The sequence below is a fragment of the Ideonella sp. genome, from assembly GCF_035254525.1.
Taxonomy (GTDB): domain Bacteria; phylum Pseudomonadota; class Gammaproteobacteria; order Burkholderiales; family Burkholderiaceae_C; genus Ideonella.
This window is the reverse complement of record NZ_DATFAN010000011.1, coordinates 1-17,876: the sequence shown is the minus strand read 5'-3', so window position 1 is coordinate 17,876 and position 17,876 is coordinate 1. Positions and strand designations below refer to the sequence as shown.

General features: G+C 68.3%; 17 protein-coding genes. 6 read left to right on the top strand and 11 right to left on the bottom strand.

The window, feature by feature from the left end:
- The first annotated feature begins 106 nt into the window (after positions 1-106).
- Together VJ693_RS01310 and VJ693_RS01305 are read left to right on the top strand one after the other, a co-directional pair.
- Positions 107-1,192 carry a TonB-dependent receptor gene (locus tag VJ693_RS01310; protein WP_324151656.1) on the top strand — a complete coding sequence of 362 codons (1,086 nt, stop codon included), beginning with the start codon at positions 107-109 and terminating at the stop codon, positions 1,190-1,192.
- A gap of 5 nt (positions 1,193-1,197) precedes the next feature.
- The gene (locus VJ693_RS01305; RefSeq protein ID WP_324151655.1) at positions 1,198-2,694 is read left to right on the top strand and encodes a tryptophan halogenase family protein; all 1,497 of its coding nucleotides are present in this window, start codon (positions 1,198-1,200) and stop codon (positions 2,692-2,694) included.
- Between the two features lie 24 nt (positions 2,695-2,718).
- Here VJ693_RS01305 and gshB read toward each other — a convergent pair whose 3' ends face one another.
- From gshB to kynB, 5 genes are all read right to left on the bottom strand, one after another.
- Positions 2,719-3,687, bottom strand: coding sequence for a glutathione synthase (gene gshB, locus VJ693_RS01300; RefSeq protein WP_324151654.1), 969 nt, complete (start codon positions 3,685-3,687; stop codon positions 2,719-2,721).
- A gap of 46 nt (positions 3,688-3,733) precedes the next feature.
- The gene (locus VJ693_RS01295; RefSeq protein ID WP_324151653.1) at positions 3,734-5,542 is read right to left on the bottom strand and encodes an aminopeptidase P family protein; all 1,809 of its coding nucleotides are present in this window, start codon (positions 5,540-5,542) and stop codon (positions 3,734-3,736) included.
- A gap of 140 nt (positions 5,543-5,682) precedes the next feature.
- Positions 5,683-6,552 (bottom strand): tryptophan 2,3-dioxygenase, encoded by an 870-nt coding sequence (gene kynA / locus VJ693_RS01290; protein ID WP_324151652.1) that lies wholly within the window; start codon positions 6,550-6,552, stop codon positions 5,683-5,685.
- Positions 6,549-7,832 (bottom strand): kynureninase, encoded by a 1,284-nt coding sequence (kynU, locus tag VJ693_RS01285; RefSeq protein ID WP_324151651.1) that lies wholly within the window; start codon positions 7,830-7,832, stop codon positions 6,549-6,551. The genes kynA and kynU overlap by 4 nt, the downstream gene beginning before the upstream one ends.
- A gap of 123 nt (positions 7,833-7,955) precedes the next feature.
- Positions 7,956-8,600 carry an arylformamidase gene (gene kynB, locus VJ693_RS01280; RefSeq protein WP_324151650.1) on the bottom strand — a complete coding sequence of 215 codons (645 nt, stop codon included), beginning with the start codon at positions 8,598-8,600 and terminating at the stop codon, positions 7,956-7,958.
- A gap of 158 nt (positions 8,601-8,758) precedes the next feature.
- Between kynB and VJ693_RS01275 the strand changes: the two genes are divergently transcribed.
- Together VJ693_RS01275 and VJ693_RS01270 are read left to right on the top strand one after the other, a co-directional pair.
- Complete coding sequence (locus tag VJ693_RS01275) at positions 8,759-10,402, top strand: AMP-binding protein (protein ID WP_324151649.1); 1,644 nt, start codon at positions 8,759-8,761, stop codon at positions 10,400-10,402.
- 20 nt (positions 10,403-10,422) lie between these two features.
- Positions 10,423-10,818, top strand: a complete 396-nt coding sequence (locus VJ693_RS01270; RefSeq protein ID WP_324151648.1) for a RidA family protein — start codon at positions 10,423-10,425, stop codon at positions 10,816-10,818.
- 82 nt (positions 10,819-10,900) lie between these two features.
- Here the strand turns inward: VJ693_RS01270 and erpA are convergent, their stop codons facing one another.
- The 5 genes from erpA to rplM form a co-directional block, all read right to left on the bottom strand.
- Positions 10,901-11,275 carry an iron-sulfur cluster insertion protein ErpA gene (gene erpA / locus VJ693_RS01265; RefSeq protein ID WP_324151647.1) on the bottom strand — a complete coding sequence of 125 codons (375 nt, stop codon included), beginning with the start codon at positions 11,273-11,275 and terminating at the stop codon, positions 10,901-10,903.
- Positions 11,276-11,329: 54 nt separating this feature from the next.
- Complete coding sequence (locus VJ693_RS01260; RefSeq protein WP_324151646.1) at positions 11,330-11,731, bottom strand: polymer-forming cytoskeletal protein; 402 nt, start codon at positions 11,729-11,731, stop codon at positions 11,330-11,332.
- Positions 11,732-11,752: 21 nt separating this feature from the next.
- Positions 11,753-12,472 carry a DUF6776 family protein gene (locus VJ693_RS01255; protein ID WP_324151645.1) on the bottom strand — a complete coding sequence of 240 codons (720 nt, stop codon included), beginning with the start codon at positions 12,470-12,472 and terminating at the stop codon, positions 11,753-11,755.
- Between the two features lie 162 nt (positions 12,473-12,634).
- A complete protein-coding gene (gene rpsI / locus VJ693_RS01250; protein WP_324151644.1) occupies positions 12,635-13,027 on the bottom strand; it encodes a 30S ribosomal protein S9 in 393 nt (130 codons plus the stop codon).
- Between the two features lie 9 nt (positions 13,028-13,036).
- Positions 13,037-13,465: a 50S ribosomal protein L13 gene (gene rplM / locus VJ693_RS01245; RefSeq protein WP_324151643.1), complete on the bottom strand. Its 429-nt coding sequence runs from the start codon at positions 13,463-13,465 to the stop codon at positions 13,037-13,039.
- A 477-nt stretch (positions 13,466-13,942) separates the two neighbouring features.
- Between rplM and VJ693_RS01240 the strand changes: the two genes are divergently transcribed.
- Entirely contained in the window at positions 13,943-14,512 is a 570-nt protein-coding gene (locus tag VJ693_RS01240) for a GNAT family N-acetyltransferase (protein ID WP_324151642.1), read from the top strand.
- Positions 14,513-14,565: 53 nt separating this feature from the next.
- Positions 14,566-15,600 (top strand): serine/threonine protein kinase, encoded by a 1,035-nt coding sequence (locus tag VJ693_RS01235; RefSeq protein WP_324151641.1) that lies wholly within the window; start codon positions 14,566-14,568, stop codon positions 15,598-15,600.
- Positions 15,601-15,621: 21 nt separating this feature from the next.
- On the opposite strand, the gene htpG is transcribed toward VJ693_RS01235, so the two are convergent.
- The gene (gene htpG, locus VJ693_RS01230; protein ID WP_324151640.1) at positions 15,622-17,517 is read right to left on the bottom strand and encodes a molecular chaperone HtpG; all 1,896 of its coding nucleotides are present in this window, start codon (positions 17,515-17,517) and stop codon (positions 15,622-15,624) included.
- Positions 17,518-17,876 lie beyond the last annotated feature (359 nt).

Genomic DNA, 17,876 nt, shown 5'->3' with positions numbered 1-17,876 from the left:
AGGGCCAGCCGTTCGACGGCACCTACCTGAACACCGGCACGCAGATCTTCACGCGCATGCGCGACATGGGCAGCGTTGCCAACGACCTCAGTGCGGGCAAGACCTCGTGTCCGGCTACAACACGGCCTGGGGCTCCGGCGTCAATCGCTCCTACGACATCGGCGCCGCGAACACCGCGCCCTACCTGAACGCCAACTGGGAAAGCGGCCCACTCCAGCTCGACCTGGGGTTGCGCCACGACATGCTGCGCGTCACCGGCTGGGCCGAGTCCGCCAGTGCCGCGACCACCCAGACCAGCCTGATCGGCGGCTCGCTCGTGTCGAGCTCGGTGCTGGACCCATCCACCCACGAGGCGCTGCACTACGACGCGAGCTACGACTCGTACTCGGTGGGCGCCCTGTACCCGCTGAACAACGACACCAGCGTGTTCGGCCGCGTCAGCCGCGGCGGCCGCTTCAACGTCGATCGCAACATCCTGTCCGGCTACACCAACGCCGACGGCTCGCTCACCGACTCCGGCAAGCAGAAGGTCGTCAGCCACATCCAGCAGCAGGAGGTCGGCGTCAAGCACCGCGGGCAGATCGGCGGGCTGGCCTACAGCGCGAACGCCGCGCTGTTCCACAACACCTACAGCTCCTCGAACTTCGACCTGACGCAAGGCCCGACCGGCACCTACTACCAGAGCGCCTACGAGTCGACCGGCGTGGAGCTCGAGGGCTCGCTGAAGTCCGGCAGCTTCGGATTGGTGGCCAACATGACCTGGGTCGACGCGAAGGTCACCGCCAACGCCCAGGGCACCGATCCGCAGAACCTGGTCTCGTCCGGCGTCGGCAACCGGCCCGCGGGCGTGCCGAGCCTGATGTACATGCTCGCGCCGAGCTGCCAGATCGGCGACTTCACGGGCGGCGTGATGTTCGTCGGCCGCGGGCGCACCAACGTCAACACCAGCTCGCAGTACTTTGCCCCGGCCGAGGTGCTGATGCACCTGAACATGAGCTGGGAATTCGTGCCCGGCGCCACCGTGAGCCTGAACGTGCACAACGTGTTCGACCAGCTGTTGGCCGACGGCCACCTGGACCAGAGCAGCCTGGCCAGCCTGCAGGGCAACGGCACGGTCAACGGCCTGCCGGTCGGTACCGGCGGTGTCATCAATGGGCGCACCGTCGTGCTCGGCCTGAACTACGCATTCTGAGCACATTGCAGGACCACCTGATCCGACGCGTCGTCATCCTGGGCGGGGGCTCCGCCGGCTGGATGACGGCCGCGGCGCTGGCGCAGTCCATCCAGCGCGATTGCGACATCACGCTGATCGAGTCCGAGGAGATCGGCACGATCGGTGTCGGCGAAGCCACGATCCCGCCGATCCGGCAGTTCAACCAGATGCTCGGCATCGACGAGGACGAGTTTCTGCGCCGCACCAAGGGTTCGCTCAAGCTCGGCATCCGCTTCGTTGATTGGGGCATGCTTGGCCACTCTTACTTCCATCCGTTCGGCAGCTACGGCCGTCCGTTCGACCTGGTGCAGATCCAGCATTGGTGGCAACGTGCGCACGCGCAAGGCCGCGCGCTGGCGCTGGACGAGTACTGCATGGCGTGGGCGGCCGCCAAGCAAGGGCGATTCGAACGCCCGTCGCCAGATCCTCGCCACGTGCTGTCGACCTACGACTACGCGTACCACTTCGACGCCGGGCTCTACGCGCGCTACCTGCGCGAGTACGCCGAGGCGCGGCGCGTGAAGCGGGTCGAGGGCAAGGTCAGGTCCGTGCAGCAGAACGCGGACACCGGCTTCATCGAGAGCCTCACGCTCGAGAGCGGCGAGGCCATCGCGGGCGAGCTGTTCATCGATTGCTCAGGCCTGCACGCGGTGCTGATCGAAGGCGCGCTGAAGACGGGCTTCGACGACTGGACCCATTGGCTGCCGTGCGACCGCGCGCTCGCCGTGCCCAGCGAGACCGTCCACTTCCCGCCCTGCACGCAGTCCACCGCACACACCGCGGGCTGGCAATGGCGCATCCCCTTGCAGCACCGCACGGGCAACGGGCACGTGTATTCGTCGGCCTTCATGGGCGACGAGGAGGCGGCGCGGATCCTCATGGGCCATCTCGACGGCAAGCCGCTCGGGCAGCCGCGACTCATCAAATTCGCCACCGGCCGGCGCAAGCAGTGCTGGAACCGGAACGTCATTGCCATCGGCCTGTCGAGCGGGTTCCTGGAGCCCCTCGAGTCCACCAGCCTGCACCTGATCCAGGCCGGCATCTCGAAGCTGCTGGCGTACTTTCCGGACCGCGATTTCGACCCGCTGGTCATCGGCGAATTCAATCGGGTGGCGGCCACGGAAGTCGAGCGGATCCGCGACTTCATCATCCTGCACTACCACCTCACCACCCGCACCGACAGCGCGCTGTGGCGCTACTGCGCGCAGATGCCGATCCCGGACACGCTGCAGTACAGGATCGACCATTTCAAGCGCTTCGGCAGGCTCATCCCGGGCGACATGGACCTCTTCGGCAACGCGAGCTGGCTCGCGGTGCACATGGGGCAGATGAACTGGCCCGAGCGCAACGACCCGTTGATCGACTACCGCGACGCGAACGGCACCGAGTACCTCGAGAAGCTGCGCCTGGCCATGGCGCACGCAGCGCAGGGCCTGCCGACCCACCGCGCGCACATCGAGCGGCACTGCCAGGCTATCTAGATGTGATGGTCGTCGCTTCCTGCCTCACGCAGACCGCGCCCGAACCGCCTCTTCCAGCGCATCGACAAAGCGCGCCGCCACATCGAAGCCCGTCTGATCGGCGATCTCCTGGAAGCAGGTCGGACTGGTGACGTTGATCTCGGTAAGTTGCTCGCCGATCACGTCCAGCCCGATCAGCAGCAGCCCGCGCGCAGCGAGCTTCGGGCCCAGGCTTTCAGCGATCTCGCGGTCGCGTGCAGTCAGCGGCTGCGCCACCCCCTTGCCCCCGGCCGCCAGGTTGCCGCGGATCTCGTTGCCCTGCGGGATGCGGGCGAGCGAGAACGGCACCGGCTCGCCGCCGATCACCAGCACCCGCTTGTCGCCTTCGCGGATGGCCGGCAGGTACTTCTGCACCATCACCGTCTGGGCGCCACCCCGGTTCAGCGTCTCGATGATGCTGCCGAGGTTCAGGCCGTCGTCCTTGACGCGGAAGATGCCCATGCCGCCCATGCCGTCCAGCGGCTTCAGGATGATGTCCGGGTGCTCGGCGTGGAAGGCGCGGATGTCGGCCGCGTTGCGCGTGACCAGCGTCGGCGTGATGAACTCGGGGAACTCGAGGATCGCGAGTTTCTCGGGGTGGTCGCGCAGCGCGCGCGGCGAGTTGAAGACCCGCGCGCCTTCCGCTTCGGCGCGCTCGAGCAGGTGGGTCGCGTAGAAGTATTCGCTGTCGAAGGGCGGATCCTGGCGCATCAGCACCGCGTCGAACTCGGCCAGCGCGGCGCGGCTTTCCGATTCGATGCGATACCAGTCCTTGACGCCGTAGCCGTGCGCGCCGGTGAGCCCGATCTGCTGCACGTGCGCCTCGACCCGGCCGTCGCGCCGCCACGACAGGTCGTCCGGCTCGCAGGCGTGCAGCGTGTGGCCGCGTCTCGCGGCCTCGCGCATCATCGCGAAGGTCGAGTCCTTGTGGATCTTGAAACCCGCCAGCGGGTCGGCAACGAAGAGCAGCTTCATGGCACGGGAGTGTGCCCTGAAGCCGATAGCCTCGCAGCGGCGGGACTTAGGCCACCACCGGCTCGGTGCGCGCCATCAGCCAGGCCAGCGCCTCGCCGCTGAGCTTGGGCGCGAGGCGCTCGCGCACCATCGCGTGGTAGCGGTTCAGCCACTCGGCCTCGTCGGCGCGCAGCAGCGCGTGGTCGAGGCAGCGGGTGTCGATCGGGCAGAGCGTGAGCGTCTCGAACTCGAGGAACTCGCCGAACTCGCCGCCGGGGACGGCGACGTTGAGCACCAGGTTCTCGATCCGCACGCCCCACTGGCCCGGCCGGTACAGCCCCGGCTCGATCGAGGTGATCATGCCGGGCTCCATCGCCATCGACGGGTCGGGCACGGACTTGCTGATCGACTGCGGGCCCTCGTGCACGTTGAGGAAGTAGCCCACGCCATGGCCGGTGCCGTGGCCGTAGTCGAGGCTCTCGGCCCACAGCGGCGCGCGGGCCAGCGCATCGAGCATGGGCGAGAGCGTGCCGCGCGGAAAGCGCGTGCGGCTGAGCTGCATCGTGCCCTTGAGCACCAGCGTGTAGTCGCGCTTCTGCGCCGCGCTGGGCGTGCCGATCGGCCAGACGCGGGTGATGTCGGTCGTGCCGCCGGTGTACTGCGCGCCGGAGTCGATCAGCAGCAGGCCGTCGCCTTCGATCGTCGCGTGAGACTGCGCCGTCGCGCGGTAGTGCGGCATCGCGCCGTTGGCATTGAAGCCGGCGATGGTCGAAAAGCTCAAGCCGACGAAGCCGGGCCGCTTGGCGCGCTCGGCCGTGAGCTTCTCGTCGATCGTGATCTCGGTGATGCGCTCGCCGCGGGCCAGCGCCTGTTCGAACCAGGCGTAGAAGGCGCACATGGCCGCGCCGTCTTCCTCCATCGCCTGGCGCACGAAAGCCGCCTCGGCCGCCGTCTTGCGGGCCTTCATCAGCGTGCTGGGATTGATCGCCTCGATCACCGTGAGGCCGTCGGGCGCGGCCTCGCGCAGGCCCAGCGTCACGCGCTTGGGGTCGAGCAGCAGGCGCGCACCGGCGCTCAATGTTCGCAGCGCCGCGGGGGCTTGCGCATAGTCGGCCACGGTGATGCCGTCGGCCAGCAGCGCCTCGGCGAGCGGCTCGCCGACCTTGCCGGCGCCGACGAACAGCGTCGCGCCCTGGTGGCTGATCAGCAGGTGGGCGAGAAAGACGGGGTTGTAGGCGACGTCGGCGCCGCGCAGGTTGGTGATCCAGGCGATGTCGTCGACGGTCGAGACGAAGTGGTGGGTCGCGCCATGCCTGGCCATCGCCTCACGCACCAGCGCCAGCTTGGCCGGCCGGCCGACCGGTGCCTGCGGCCCGGTGTGCTCGTAGACGGTCGCCGTCGGCAGGCCCGGGCGCTCGGCCCAGGCGGCGTCGAGCAGGTCGACGTTGCTCAGCAGCCGGATGCCGACGCGCTCGGTGGTGGCGCGCAGCTGCTGCGCGGCAGCCAGGCCCAGCACCTGGCCGTCGACCGCGAGCGCCTGGCCGGGCTTCACGTGCGCGCTAATCCATTCGAGGTGATGCGTCGCGGCGCCGGTGGGGATCTTGACCAGCTCGATGCCGCTGCCCTGCAGCTCGGTCTCGGCCTGGGTCCAGTAGCGACTGTCGGCGAACAGCGCGGCCTCGCCGATCGTGACGACCAGCGTGCCCATCGAACCGGTGAAGCCCGAGAACCACTCGCGGCCCTGCCAGCGGCCCGGCAGGTACTCGGACAGGTGGGGGTCACTCGACGGCACCAGCACCGCATCCACGTGGTTGGTTGCCATCACCTCGCGCAGGCGGGCGATGCGTAGGCGGGCGGGAACGGTGCGGGTGTCCATCATGCGGCTCCGGGCGGTGGGCGCGGCCGGCGCCCGGTGGGGCACGGCAGCTCGGGTGAGGGGGTCGCCGATTCTAGGGGCCACCCCCTGGCCCGCGACACGGCAGGGTCTCGGGCCGCCGGCAGGTCGTCAGAGGGCCATCAGAGGTCGGTGCGCAGCTTCCAGATCTCGGGGAACAGCACGGTGTCGAGCATCTTGCGCAGGTAGCTGACGCCGCCGGTGCCGCCGGTGCCGCGCTTGAAGCCGATCACGCGCTCGACCGTCGTCACGTGGCGGAAGCGCCAGAGGCGGAAGGCGTCTTCGAGGTCGGTCAGCTCCTCGCCGAGCTGGTACAGATCCCAGTTCGCATCGGGGGCGCGGTAGACCTGCAGCCACGCCTGCTCGACGCCGTCGCTGGCTTCGTAGGGCTGCGTCCAGTCGCGCTCCAGGTGGCTGGCCGGCACGGTGATGCCGCGCCGGGCCAGCAGGCGCAGCGATTCGTCGTACAGCGACGGCGCCTTCCACGCGGCCTCGACGATCGCCAGCAGATCCGGCCGGTGCTCGTGGGGCTTGAGCATCGCGGCGTTCTTGTTGCCGAGCATGAATTCGATGCAGCGGTACTGCCAGCTCTGGAAGCCGCTCGATTGCGCGAGGTAGGGCCGGATCGCCGAGTACTCGGGCGGCGTCATCGTCGCCAGCACGTCCCAGGCGTGGACCAGCTGCTCCATGATGCGCGAGACACGGGCCAGCATCTTGAAGGCCGGCGCGAGCTGGTCCGACGCGATGGCGGCGACGGCCGCACGAAGCTCGTGCAGCATCAGCTTCATCCACAGCTCGCTCGTCTGGTGCTGCACGATGAACAGCATCTCGTTGTGGTTGGGCGAGAGCGGGTGCTGTGCGTTCAGCACCGCGTCGAGGTGCAGGTAATCGCCATAGCTCATCGCGCGCGAGAAGTCGAGCTGTGCGCCCTCCTCGCTGACGATCGCCTCGCCGCGCGCTGCGGCGGCGCCTTCGTGGTGGGGACAGCTCATGTGACGGCAGCCTTCTGGTTGAAACGCGCTTCGCGCCACTGGCCGGTCGTGAGGATCTCGGCCAGCGCGGTGGCCGCGTCGTGGACATCGACGTAACGGGTGTACAGCGGCGTGAAGCCGAAGCGCAGCAGATCGGGCTCGCCGTGGGCGCCGGCGCGGAAGTCGCCGATCACACTGCGCTCGATCAGCGCCTGCATCGCCGCGTAGCCCGGTGCCTGCGCGCTGCTGAGCGACACCTGGCTGCCGCGCCGGGCCGGATCCGCCGGCGACACCGACGCCAGGCCGAGGCCGTCGCACCGCGCCGCGACCTGGGCGAGAAACAACTCGGACAACGCGACGGACTTGGCTCGCAGCGCGGCCATGCCGCCCAGCGGCTCGGCAGCCAGCAGCGTGTCGACGCCGCATTCGAGCGCCGCCAGGCCGATGATCGGCGGCGTGCCGCACAGGTAGCGCGACACCCCTTCGGCCGGGCGGTAGGCCGTGTCGAAGGTGAACGGCGAGGCGTGGCCCATCCAGCCCGACAGCGGCTGCCAGAAGCGGTCGACATGCCGAGGGTGAGCCCACACGAAAGCCGGTGAGCCGGGGCCGCCGTTGAGGTACTTGTAGCCGCAGCCGACGGCGAAGTCGGCGTCGGCACCCTTCAGATCGACCGGGATCGCGCCGGCCGAGTGGCACAGGTCCCACAGTGCCAGGGCGCCCACACGATGCGCCTGCGCGGTCAACGCCGCCATGTCGTGGATCGCGCCGGTGCGGTAGTTCACCTGCGTGAGCATCAACACCGCGACCCGCTCGTCCAGCCGCGCAGCGATCTCGTCGCTGGCGACCAGCTCGAGCTCGAAGCCGTGCTGGCGGGCCAGCGACTGCGCGATGTACAGGTCGGTCGGGAAGTTGCTGCGCTCCGACAGGATCAGCTTGCGGCCCGCCCCGTCTTCCTTCGCGATGCCGATCGCGGCGCTCAAGGCCTTGAACAGGTTCACCGACGTCGAGTCGGCCGCCACCAGTTCTCCCCCGCCAGCGCCGACCAGGCGCGCGATCTTGTCGCCCACCCGCTGCGACAGCGTGATCCAGCCGGCAGTGTTCCAGCTGCGGATCAAGCCCTCGCCCCACTCGCGCTGCACGACCTCGGCCACGCGCGCCGGCGTGGCCGCGGGCAGCACGCCGAGCGAATTGCCGTCGAGGTAGTTCACGCCCTCGGGCAGGGTGAACTGCTCGCGCAGCGGCGCGAGCGGGTCGGCGGCGTCGAGCGCCACGCAGTCCGCGCGGGAGAGAGACTCAGCCATTCAAGTGACTCCAAGAAGGTGCGCGCAGCCCTGCCCAAACCAAGGTTCTTGCGCGGATCCGGCTTGGCTGGGCCGCTCCAAGGGCCCCCTCGGGGGGCAGCGACCGGGAGGGAGCGTGGGGGGTCATATCTCGCGGAGGATCGCTCGCACCGGCGAGGCGTCGGCGGTGACCAGCTTCAGGGGCAAGGCAATCAGCTCGTAGTCGCCCTCGGGCACCTCGTCAAGCACCAGGTTCTCGAGCACGCGCAGGCCGCGACGGCGCAGCACCTGGTGGCTGGGCAGCTCCTTGCTGGCCGCGGGGTCGACGCTCGCAGTGTCGATGCCCACGAGCTGCACGCCGCGATCGGCCAGCAACTCGATCAAGGCGGCGTCGAAGGCCGCGAGCTCGTCATCGAAACGGTCCTGCGGCATCGTCGTGTAGGTGCGCACCAGCACGCGCGGCGGCAGGTCGGCCGCAAGCGCGTGCGCGAGGTGCTTGGCGCGCACCAGCGGCCCACAGCCGATCGCATGGACCACGCGGCAGCGGCCGAGGTAGGGGGCGAGATCAACGGTGCCGATGGCGGCCCCCTGCGGGTCGTAGTGCAGCGGCGCGTCGGCATGCGCCCCGATGTGCGGCGACAGCGTGATCGCCGACACATTGACCGGGCAGCCCGGCGCGATCGTCGCCACCCACTGCTGCTGGTAGGCGGTGTCGCCCGGGAATACCGGCGCGCCGGCGTGCACGGCAGGCGAGATGTCCCACAGGCGCTTGCTCACCGGCGAGTTCATGGCGCCCCCTGGGCGCTGCGCGCCGGCCCGTGGGGAAATTCGCTCTTGAGGCAGCTCTGCGGTCTCATGGCAAAAAGTATAGACCTGAATAGTTGACAAGTGAAGTAATCGCGCCTAGATTTTGGTCAAGGCTGGCTGACAGCCGTGGAGCGATCCCCATGCCCCTGCCCCTGTTACCGAGCGCCCACCGCGATACCTTTGCACGCGATCGCCTGCCCCCGCCCGGGTTGTGGCCCGAGTTGCTGTTCGAATTGCCGGAGCTTCGGTTTCCCGCGCGGCTGAACTGTGTGGCCGAGCTGCTCGATGCCAATGTGGCCGCCGGCCGCGGCGAGCGCCTGGCCATCCAAGGCGAAGGCGTGCGCTGGACGTATGCCGAGCTGCAGGCGCTGGTCAACCGCATCGCGAACGAACTGGTCGACGGCATGGGGCTGGTCAGCGGCAACCGCGTGCTGCTGCGTGGTGCGAACACGCCGATGCTGGCCGCCTGCTGGCTGGCGATCGTCAAGGCCGGCGGCATCGCCGTCGGTTCGATGCCGCTGCTGCGCGCGAAGGAACTGCGCCAGATCGTCGACAAGGCAGAGATCACCCATGCGCTGTGTGATGCGCGCTTGGCCGAGGAGTTGCAGCTGGCGCGCGCCGACGGCGGCGCGGCCAGCCTGCGCGACGTCGCCTTCTTCCACGAGGGCGCCCCCGATGCGCTGGAGGCGCGCGCCGCGCACCGGCCCGCCAGCTTCGACACCGTGCCGACCTCGGCCGACGATGTCTGCCTGATGGCCTTCACCTCGGGCACCACCGGCGTGCCAAAGGCCACGATGCATTTCCACCGCGACGTGATGGCCGCCTGCGCCTGCTGGCCGGCGCATGTGCTGCGCGCGGTCCCCGACGACCGCTTCATCGGCAGCCCGCCGCTCGCCTTCACCTTCGGCCTCGGCGGCCTGCTGCTGTTTCCGTTCGCGATCGGCGCATCGACGGTGCTGGTCGAGAAGGCGACGCCGGACACCTTGCCTGCGGCGATCGAGCGCTTCGGCGCCACGGTTTGCTTCACCGCGCCGACCTCGTACCGCGCGATCGCGCTGGCGATCAAGGAAACGCCGGGCCGCCACCAACTCGGTTCGCTGCGCAAATGTGTCTCGGCCGGCGAAGCCCTGCCCGGCGCCACCCGCGCGCTCTGGCGCGAGGCCACCGGCATCGAGCTCATCGACGGCATCGGCTCGACCGAGATGCTGCATATCTTCATCTCGGCCGACGAGGCGCATGCGCGCGCCGGCGCCACCGGCGTGCCGGTGCCCGGCTACCGAGCCTGCGTGCTCGACGAAGCCGGCCGTGAACTGCCTCCAGGCCAGGTCGGCCGGCTGGCGGTCAAGGGCCCCACTGGCTGCAAATACCTCGCCGACGAGCGCCAGCGCCAGTACGTGCACAACGGCTGGAACGTCACCGGCGACGCCTACCTCGTCGACAGCGACGGCCAGTTCGTCTACCAGGCGCGCACCGACGACATGATCATCAGCGGCGGCTACAACATCGCCGGGCCCGAGGTCGAGAGCGCGCTGCTGCTGCACCCGGCGGTGGCCGAGTGCGGCGTGATCGGCGTGCCCGACGCCGACCGCGGCCAGATCGTCAAGGCCTTCGTCGTGCTCAAGCCCGGCCACGCCGGCGGCGAGGCGATGACCCGCGCACTACAGGATTTCGTCAAGCAGACGATCGCGCCCTACAAGTACCCGCGGGCGATCGAATACCGCAGCGCGCTGCCGCGCACCGAAACCGGCAAGCTGCAGCGCTTCCGCCTGCGCCCCGCTGCCTGAGACCAAGGAAAGAACAAGCCATGCACAAGGTCCTGCAACCCGCCCACTGGGCACCGCCGCGCGGCTACGTGAACGGCGTGGCAGCGCGCGGCACGCCGGTCTTCGTCGCCGGCCAGATCGGCTGGAACGCCGAATGCAGCTTCGATACCGACGATCTGGTCGAGCAAACCCGCCAGGCCCTGCTGAACGTGCGCGCGGTGCTCGCCGAGGCCGGCGCACTGCCGGAGCACATCGTGCGCATGACCTGGTACCTGGTCGACCGCAGCGAGTACCTGGCGCGTGCGAAAGAGATCGGTGCGGTCTTCCGCGACACGATCGGCCACTACGCCATCGCGATGACCGCGGTGCAGGTCGCCGCGCTGATCGAGCAGCGCGCGAAGGTCGAGATCGAGGTCACCGCCGTCATTCCGGGCTAGAACGACGAAGCCGCCCGAAGGCGGCTTTTCTGACCGACGAGCCGCCCGAGAAGGCGGCCTTGTGGCGGGCCCGAGGCAGGTCTCAGGCCGAGAAGGACGACCCGCAGCCGCAGGTCGTCGTGGCATTCGGGTTCTTGATCACGAACTGCGCGCCCTGCAGGTCTTCCTTGTAGTCGATCTCGGCGCCCATCAGGTACTGCAGGCTCATCGAGTCGATCAGCAGCGTGACGCCGTTCTTGGTCATCTGCGTGTCGTCTTCGTTGATCACCTCGTCGAAGGTGAAGCCGTACTGGAAGCCCGAGCAGCCGCCCCCTTGCACGAACACGCGCAGCTTCAGATCGGGGTTGCCTTCCTCGGCCACCAGGTCGGCCACCTTGGCGGCGGCGCTGTCGGTGAAGAGGATGGGGGAAGGCATCACGCCGGCGTCGGCGATGGTGGTTTCGGCCAGTGCGGTCATGGGGGCTATCTCCGGGAGCAGGAATACGGGGCGCGGGTCGGTGGGCAGGCGTGGTCAGACGTCATTGGAGGCAGCGAGCATCAGCGTCGGTTTGTCGCCTTCGCTCGAACTGCGCTTCAATTCACCATCGATGGTGGCACCTTGGTGCATTTCAAGGGCCTCGTAGCGCACTTCACCATTGATGCGCGCCTTTGGTTGAATCTCGAGCAGCTCGGTCGAATGCACCGGCCCAAGGATTTCGCCATTGATGATCACATGCCCGGCCATCACCTTGCCGTGGACCCGGGCATTCTCGCTGATCACCAGCAGGCTGCGCCGGTCACCCACGGCAACGACATCGCCGTGCACCTCACCATCGATGCGCAGGCCATCGGTGAACCGGAGTTCGCCATGCACCGCCGTGCCTTCGCCGATCAGGCTGCGAATCGGCGGCTGCTTCTTGAAACTGAACCACATGGCAGTGCCTTCACCTCGACTTCAAGATCCCAACGCGGCCATCTGGGTGGCCATCACGGCACCGGTGCCATTCAGCACCCTCACTTGAACCGTTTTTACCACGGCCCCCGCCGGGTGCTCGATGCGCCCCTCGACCCGGGCGTACTGCTTGACCTGCAGCGGCTGCGCCCCGCCCGGCAGGCCGGCCGTCCACGGCCGGCCGTCGAGCAACCCGCTCAGCGTCAACTCGTAGCGGCCATCGAAGGGAGCCCCCGGCCTGCCGTTCTGCATCACCAGCAGCTGGTAGCGCAGTTGCCCGGGCGCCACCGGCTCGGCCTGGAAGCCACGCACCGCGAGCCCACCGGGCGCGCCGGCCACCGGCAACAGGCGCTCGAAGAAGCCCAGGTCGGCCTTGAGTGCCAGGTTGTCGGCCTCCGTCTGCTTGAGCTGCTCCGCAAGCTTCTCCTGGGCTGCCTTCTCGGCCTTCAGCAGGCTGTCCGCGGTATTGGCAATGGTCTGGGCCCGCTCGTTCTGCTCGCGCAGGGAGGCCAGTTCGGCGCGCAGGTGCGCGACCTCTTCCTTGCCGCCGCGATCCAGCCCGGCAATGTCCTTGCCGAATTCGAAGGCCCACAGCGCGATGGCCGCCGAAAAGCCCAGCACCACGGCGGCCACCGCCCAGCGCAGCGGCCACGGCAGGTGGCTGCGCACGATCATGCGCGGAGCGCTGATCGACAGGCGGCGACGCAACAACTTGAATCGCATCGTGTCCGGACGTGAGTCGGCTCCAGAAACACGAAAGGCCGCAGATGCGACCTTTCGTTGAGAGAAACAGAATCAAGCAGCCGCCGCGGACCCGGCTCTGCCGGTCCGCTGGCGGCGCCCCCTCGAGGGGGAAGCGCCGAAGGCGCTTCGGGGGTGGACCAATTACCGCTTGCTGAACTGCTTGCGGCGACGGGCACCGTGCAGACCGACCTTCTTCCGTTCGACTTCACGCGCGTCGCGGGTGACGAAGCCGGCTTGGCTCAGGTCGGGCTTGAGCGCCGCGTCATAGTCGATCAGCGCCCGGGTGATGCCGTGGCGCACCGCGCCGGCCTGACCGGACTCGCCGCCGCCGTGCACGTTGACCTTGATGTCGAAGGCTTCGCCATTGCCCGTCAGCAGCAACGGCTGCTTGACGATCATGATCGAGGTCTGGCGGCCGAAATACTCGTCGACGGGCTTGCCGTTGACGGTGATCAGCCCGTTGCCCTTCTTGATGAAGACGCGGGCGACCGAAGACTTGCGGCGGCCGGTGCCATAGTTCCAATTACCGATCATCACCGCTCCTTAGATTTCCAGCGCCTTGGGCTGCTGGGCGGCGTGCGGGTGCGTATCGCCCGCATACACCTTCAGCTTCTTGATCATCGCGTAGCCGAGCGGGCCCTTGGGCAGCATGCCCTTGACGGCCTTTTCCAGGGCGCGCCCCGGGTGCTTGGCTTGCATGTCCTTGAACTTGGTGGCGTAGATGCCGCCCGGGAAGCCCGAGTGACGGTAGTACACCTTGTCGTTGGCCTTGTTGCCGGTGACACGGATCTTGTCGGCGTTCAGGACGATGATGAAATCGCCGGTGTCCACGTGAGGCGTGTAGATGGCCTTGTGCTTGCCGCGCAAACGGAGTGCCACTTCGCTGGCAACACGTCCGAGCACCTTGTCGGTGGCGTCAATCACAAGCCACTCGTGCGTCACCTCGGCCGGCTTGGCGCTGAAGGTCTTCATGAGGGGGCTCTTGAAAGAGAAAGGAAACGGCTGTTCGACCGGCATGGCCCGGCCCCCTCGGCGCCGCTTGGTTGGCCCGACCGCAAGGTGTTTGACGCCTCTTGGCCCGGGCCGGCGGCCTCTCGGGTTCACCGGACACTCGGTGCGCCAACATCATTCGCGCACAAAGCCCGTTCTCCCCGCCGAAAACGGGAAAGCCCGCGAGTATACCCGAGGGGGCCTTGCAGGCAAGCGGCATCTCGGGGCAAAAGCACGGGGTCATTGGAGCGCGTACCCCAGCGTGAGTCGCTAGACTCGGGTAATTACTTAGATCATGGAGGCCAACCCATGGCCGTTTCCGACGATCACCCCCGGCCCGCAGCCGGGCCCGCCACCGCGGGCGCAGGCGGCGCCGGCACTTCGGACACCCCCGCGACATTTCGATGGATCCCGATCCGGTCGCTCGCCCAGCGGCACAGGCCAAAAGTGCTCACTCACTTGTTGTCTTTGTCGCCGGAGGATCGCTACCTGCGTTTCGGCTACGCCGCCAACGATGCCCAGATCGGCCGCTACGTGGACCTCGTGGACTTCGAGCGCGACGAGGTGTTCGGCATCTTCAACCGCAAGCTCGAGCTGATTGCCCAGGCCCACCTGGCCTACCTGCCCGACACCGCGCAGACTCGCCACGCGGCCGAATTCGGCGTTTCGGTGCTGCCCAAGGCGCGCGGGCGCGGCTACGGCGCGCGGCTGTTCGACCACGCGGTCCTGCATGCGCGCAACCGCCACATCGACACGATGATCATCCACGCGCTGAGCGAGAACGCGGCCATGCTGCGCATCGCGCGCAACGCCGGCGCCAAGGTCGAGCGCGAGGGTGGTGAATCCGAGGCCCGGTTGCGGCTGCCGCCGGAAACCCTGGGCTCGATGTTCGAGGAAATGGTCGAGAACCAGGCCGGCGAGATCGACTACCAGCTCAAGAGCAACGCGCAGCGCGTGGACGTGCTGCGCCGCCTGTTCGGCGAGATCAAGGCCGGCATCAAGAGGGTGCGCAGCTCGGTGATCGAGTAGCGCCGTTCGGCCGTGGCCGGCCCCGGGCGCCGGGTGGCCCTTAACATCGGCCGATGAGTGCCTCCGCCGCCGATGCCCCGTATGCCGCCCTCGATCCGATCACGGTGCTGGGGGCCCTGCAGGACGCCGGCTTCCCGTGCGACGGCCGGCTGCTGCAGCTGAATTCGTACGAGAACCGGGTCTACCAGGCCCCACTGGACGACGGCCGCGTGGTCGTGGCGAAGTTCTACCGGCCCGGGCGCTGGAGCGATGCCCAGATCGCCGAAGAGCACCGCTTCGCGCTCGAACTCGCCGAGGCCGAGGTGCCGGTCGTGCCCCCACTGCCGCTTCAGCCCGGCCCGGCCCTCGAGGTCGACGCTGCGCTGCCGACGCTGGGGCACTACGAGGTCACGCCGGGGCAGCGCTTTCGCTTCGCCGTCAGCGAGCGCTGGGCCGGCCGCGCGCCGGAGCTGGAGCGGCCCGACACGCTGGCCTGGATCGGCCGTCTGCTCGCGCGCTTGCATGGTGTCGGCCGGCGCGAGCGTTTCGCTCACCGGCGCACGCTGGACGTCGCCACCTTCGGCCGCCAGCCGCGCCAGCGCCTGATCGACGCCGGTTTCGTCGACCCCGAGATCGACCGCGGCTGGATCGCCGCCAGCGACGCCGCGCTGGACGAGGTCGAGCGCGCCTTCGAGCGCCACGGCGCGCCGGCGCTGATCCGCCTGCACGGCGACTGCCATGCCGGCAACGTGCTGTGGCGCGACGAAGGCGCCGGCGCCGGCCCGCACTTCGTCGACCTGGACGACTGTTGCATGGGCCCGGCCATCCAGGATCTGTGGATGCTGCTGCCCGGCGAGCGCGGCGCCGTCGAGGCCGCGCTGTACCACCTGCTCGACGGCTACCGCGACTTCATGGATTTCGATGACCGCGAGCTGCTGCTGATCGAGCCGCTGCGCACGCTGCGCATGGTCCACCACAGCGCCTGGCTGGCCGAGCGCTGGCGCGACCCGGCCTTCCCGATCGCCTTCCCCTGGTTCTCGAGCCCGTCCTACTGGAGCCAGCAGACCACCGAGCTGCGCGAGCAGCTCGAGCGGATGCGCGACTTGTAGAGTGGCTCAGGCGGGGGGGGCTCAGGCCGCCAGCAGCTTCGTGACCCGCTGCACGTAGGCAGCCGGGTCTTCGAGCTGGCCCCCCTCGGCCAGCAGCGCCTGGTCGAACAGGATCTGCGCGAGGTCGTCGAAGCGCGGGTCGGCGTCCAGGCGCTTGACCAGCGCGTGCTCGGGGTTCACCTCAAGAATGGGCTTGGACTCGGGCGCCGATTGGCCGGCCTGCTTCAGCAGGCGCGCCAGATGGGCGCTCATGTCGCCCTCGTCGACGACGATGCAGGCCGGCGAATCGACCAGGCGCGTCGTCACGCGCACGTCCTTCGCGCGGTCCTTCAGCGCCTCCTTGAGCCTGTCCAGCGTCGGCTTGAAGGCTTCCGCCACCGCTTCGGCCTGCTTCTTCTCTTCTTCGTCCTGCAACTTGCCGAGGTCGAACGCGCCCTTGGCGACGCTTTGCAGTGAGTGGCCCTCGAACTCGTGCAGGTGCGACAGCATCCACTCGTCGACGCGGTCGGTCAGCAGCAGCACCTCGATGCCCTTCTTGCGGAAGATCTCGAGCTGCGGGCTGGCCTTGGCGGCGGCCAGCGAATCGGCAGCGATCACGTAGATCGCCTCCTGGCCTTCCTTCATGCGCTTGACGTAGTCGGCCAATGACACCCCCTCGTCGGCGTGGGTCGACGCGAAGCGGAACAGCTTGGCCAGCCGCTCCTGGTTCTGGAAATCCTCGCCAATGCCTTCCTTCAGCACCGAGCCGAACTCCTTCCAGAAGCTCATGTACTTGACCTGGTCGTCCGCCGATTCACTGTCGGCCAGGCCCTCCAGCATCGAGAGCACGCGCTTGGTCGAGCCCTCGCGGATGGCCTTCACGTCGCGGCTTTCCTGCAGCAGCTCGCGGCTGACGTTCAGCGGCAGGTCGGCCGAGTCGATCACGCCCTTGACGAAGCGCAGGTACGAGGGCAGCAGCGCCTGCGCCTCGTCCATGATGAACACGCGCCTGACGTACAGCTTCACGCCGGCGGCCTTGTCGCGGTTCCACAGGTCGAACGGCGCATGCGACGGGATATACAGCAGCTGGATGTATTCGGTCGCGCCCTCGACCCGGTTGTGCGACCAGGCGAGCGGCGCCTCGTGGTCGTGGCTGATCTGCTTGTAGAACTCCTCGTACTGCTCGGGCGTGATGTCCTTCTTCGGCCGCGACCAGAGCGCACTGGCCTGGTTGACGGTTTCCCACTCGTCGGTGAGCACCATGTCGCCGCCCTTGTTGTCCTCGCCCTCCTTCCACTCTTCCTTGCGCATGAGGATCGGCAGGGAGATGTGGTCGGAGTACCTGGCGATGATGGCCTTGAGCTTCCAGGTGGACAGGTATTCGGCGGCGTCTTCGCGCAGGTGCAGCGTGACGCTGGTGCCGCGCTGCGCGCGTGTGATCGCCTCCACTTCGAAGTCGCCGGCGCCGGCGCTGGTCCAGCGCACGCCCTCTTCGGGCTTGAGGCCGGCGCGCCGCGATTCGACGACGATCCTGTCCGCCACGATGAAGCCCGAATAGAAGCCCACGCCGAACTGGCCGATCAGTTGCGCGTCGGCCTTCTGGTCGCCCGAGAGGCGGTTCATGAATTCGCGCGTGCCGCTCTTGGCGATGGTGCCGAGGTTGTCGATCGCCTCCTGCTGCGAAAGCCCGATGCCGTTGTCGGTGATGGTCAGGGTGCGGGCGTCCTTGTCGAAGTCGATGCGCAACGCCAGGTTGGGCGCGTCCTCGTACAGGGCAGCGTTGTGCAGGGCCTCGAAGCGCAATTTATCGCAGGCATCCGAGGCGTTGGAAACCAGCTCGCGCAGGAAAATTTCCTTGTTGGAATACAGCGAGTGCGTGACGAGGTTGAGCAGCTGGGCGACTTCGGCCTGGAACGAGAGGGTCTGTTTCTGGGACATGGCGGGGTCTGGCAATGCGGTTGAACATGGCGCGGCAAAGCGCCGCGGGGGACGTTGGGGCGCCCGCCGCGGTTTTCAAGACCCCGGCGACGCCCCTGACAGGCGCGTGGCGGGGCCAATCAGTTGGCCTGGCCGTGAAAAAATCGACGCCCGCGCCGCCTTTGAGGCCTGCGTCCGGCGTGCGGCACTGGCATCCGCATGACGACTTGTTACATTACGGGCACTGGCACCGACCCATCCCCATTCGCATGAACATCGACCTGTTGCCGTTCTCCGCCTTCGCCCTGGAATCGTCCGGGCCCTCGGCGCGCGCAGCCGGCGAAGGGCAGACGCTCACCTTGCGGCTGGGGCTCGCGCTG

Coding starts and splice junctions, on each gene's coding strand:
- kynB (WP_324151650.1), bottom strand. CDS start 8,600: ATGAACTCGCCGGTGAGCAAGCGCCTGTGGGACATCTCGCCTGCCGTG.
- VJ693_RS01255 (WP_324151645.1), bottom strand. CDS start 12,472: ATGCGATTCAAGTTGTTGCGTCGCCGCCTGTCGATCAGCGCTCCGCGC.
- kynA (WP_324151652.1), bottom strand. CDS start 6,552: ATGAGCTGTCCCCACCACGAAGGCGCCGCCGCAGCGCGCGGCGAGGCG.
- rpsI (WP_324151644.1), bottom strand. CDS start 13,027: ATGATCGGTAATTGGAACTATGGCACCGGCCGCCGCAAGTCTTCGGTC.
- htpG (WP_324151640.1), bottom strand. CDS start 17,517: ATGTCCCAGAAACAGACCCTCTCGTTCCAGGCCGAAGTCGCCCAGCTG.
- rplM (WP_324151643.1), bottom strand. CDS start 13,465: ATGAAGACCTTCAGCGCCAAGCCGGCCGAGGTGACGCACGAGTGGCTT.
- VJ693_RS01235 (WP_324151641.1), top strand. CDS start 14,566: ATGAGTGCCTCCGCCGCCGATGCCCCGTATGCCGCCCTCGATCCGATC.
- VJ693_RS01260 (WP_324151646.1), bottom strand. CDS start 11,731: ATGTGGTTCAGTTTCAAGAAGCAGCCGCCGATTCGCAGCCTGATCGGC.
- erpA (WP_324151647.1), bottom strand. CDS start 11,275: ATGACCGCACTGGCCGAAACCACCATCGCCGACGCCGGCGTGATGCCT.
- gshB (WP_324151654.1), bottom strand. CDS start 3,687: ATGAAGCTGCTCTTCGTTGCCGACCCGCTGGCGGGTTTCAAGATCCAC.
- kynU (WP_324151651.1), bottom strand. CDS start 7,832: ATGGCTGAGTCTCTCTCCCGCGCGGACTGCGTGGCGCTCGACGCCGCC.
- VJ693_RS01295 (WP_324151653.1), bottom strand. CDS start 5,542: ATGGACACCCGCACCGTTCCCGCCCGCCTACGCATCGCCCGCCTGCGC.
- VJ693_RS01275 (WP_324151649.1), top strand. CDS start 8,759: ATGCCCCTGCCCCTGTTACCGAGCGCCCACCGCGATACCTTTGCACGC.
- VJ693_RS01270 (WP_324151648.1), top strand. CDS start 10,423: ATGCACAAGGTCCTGCAACCCGCCCACTGGGCACCGCCGCGCGGCTAC.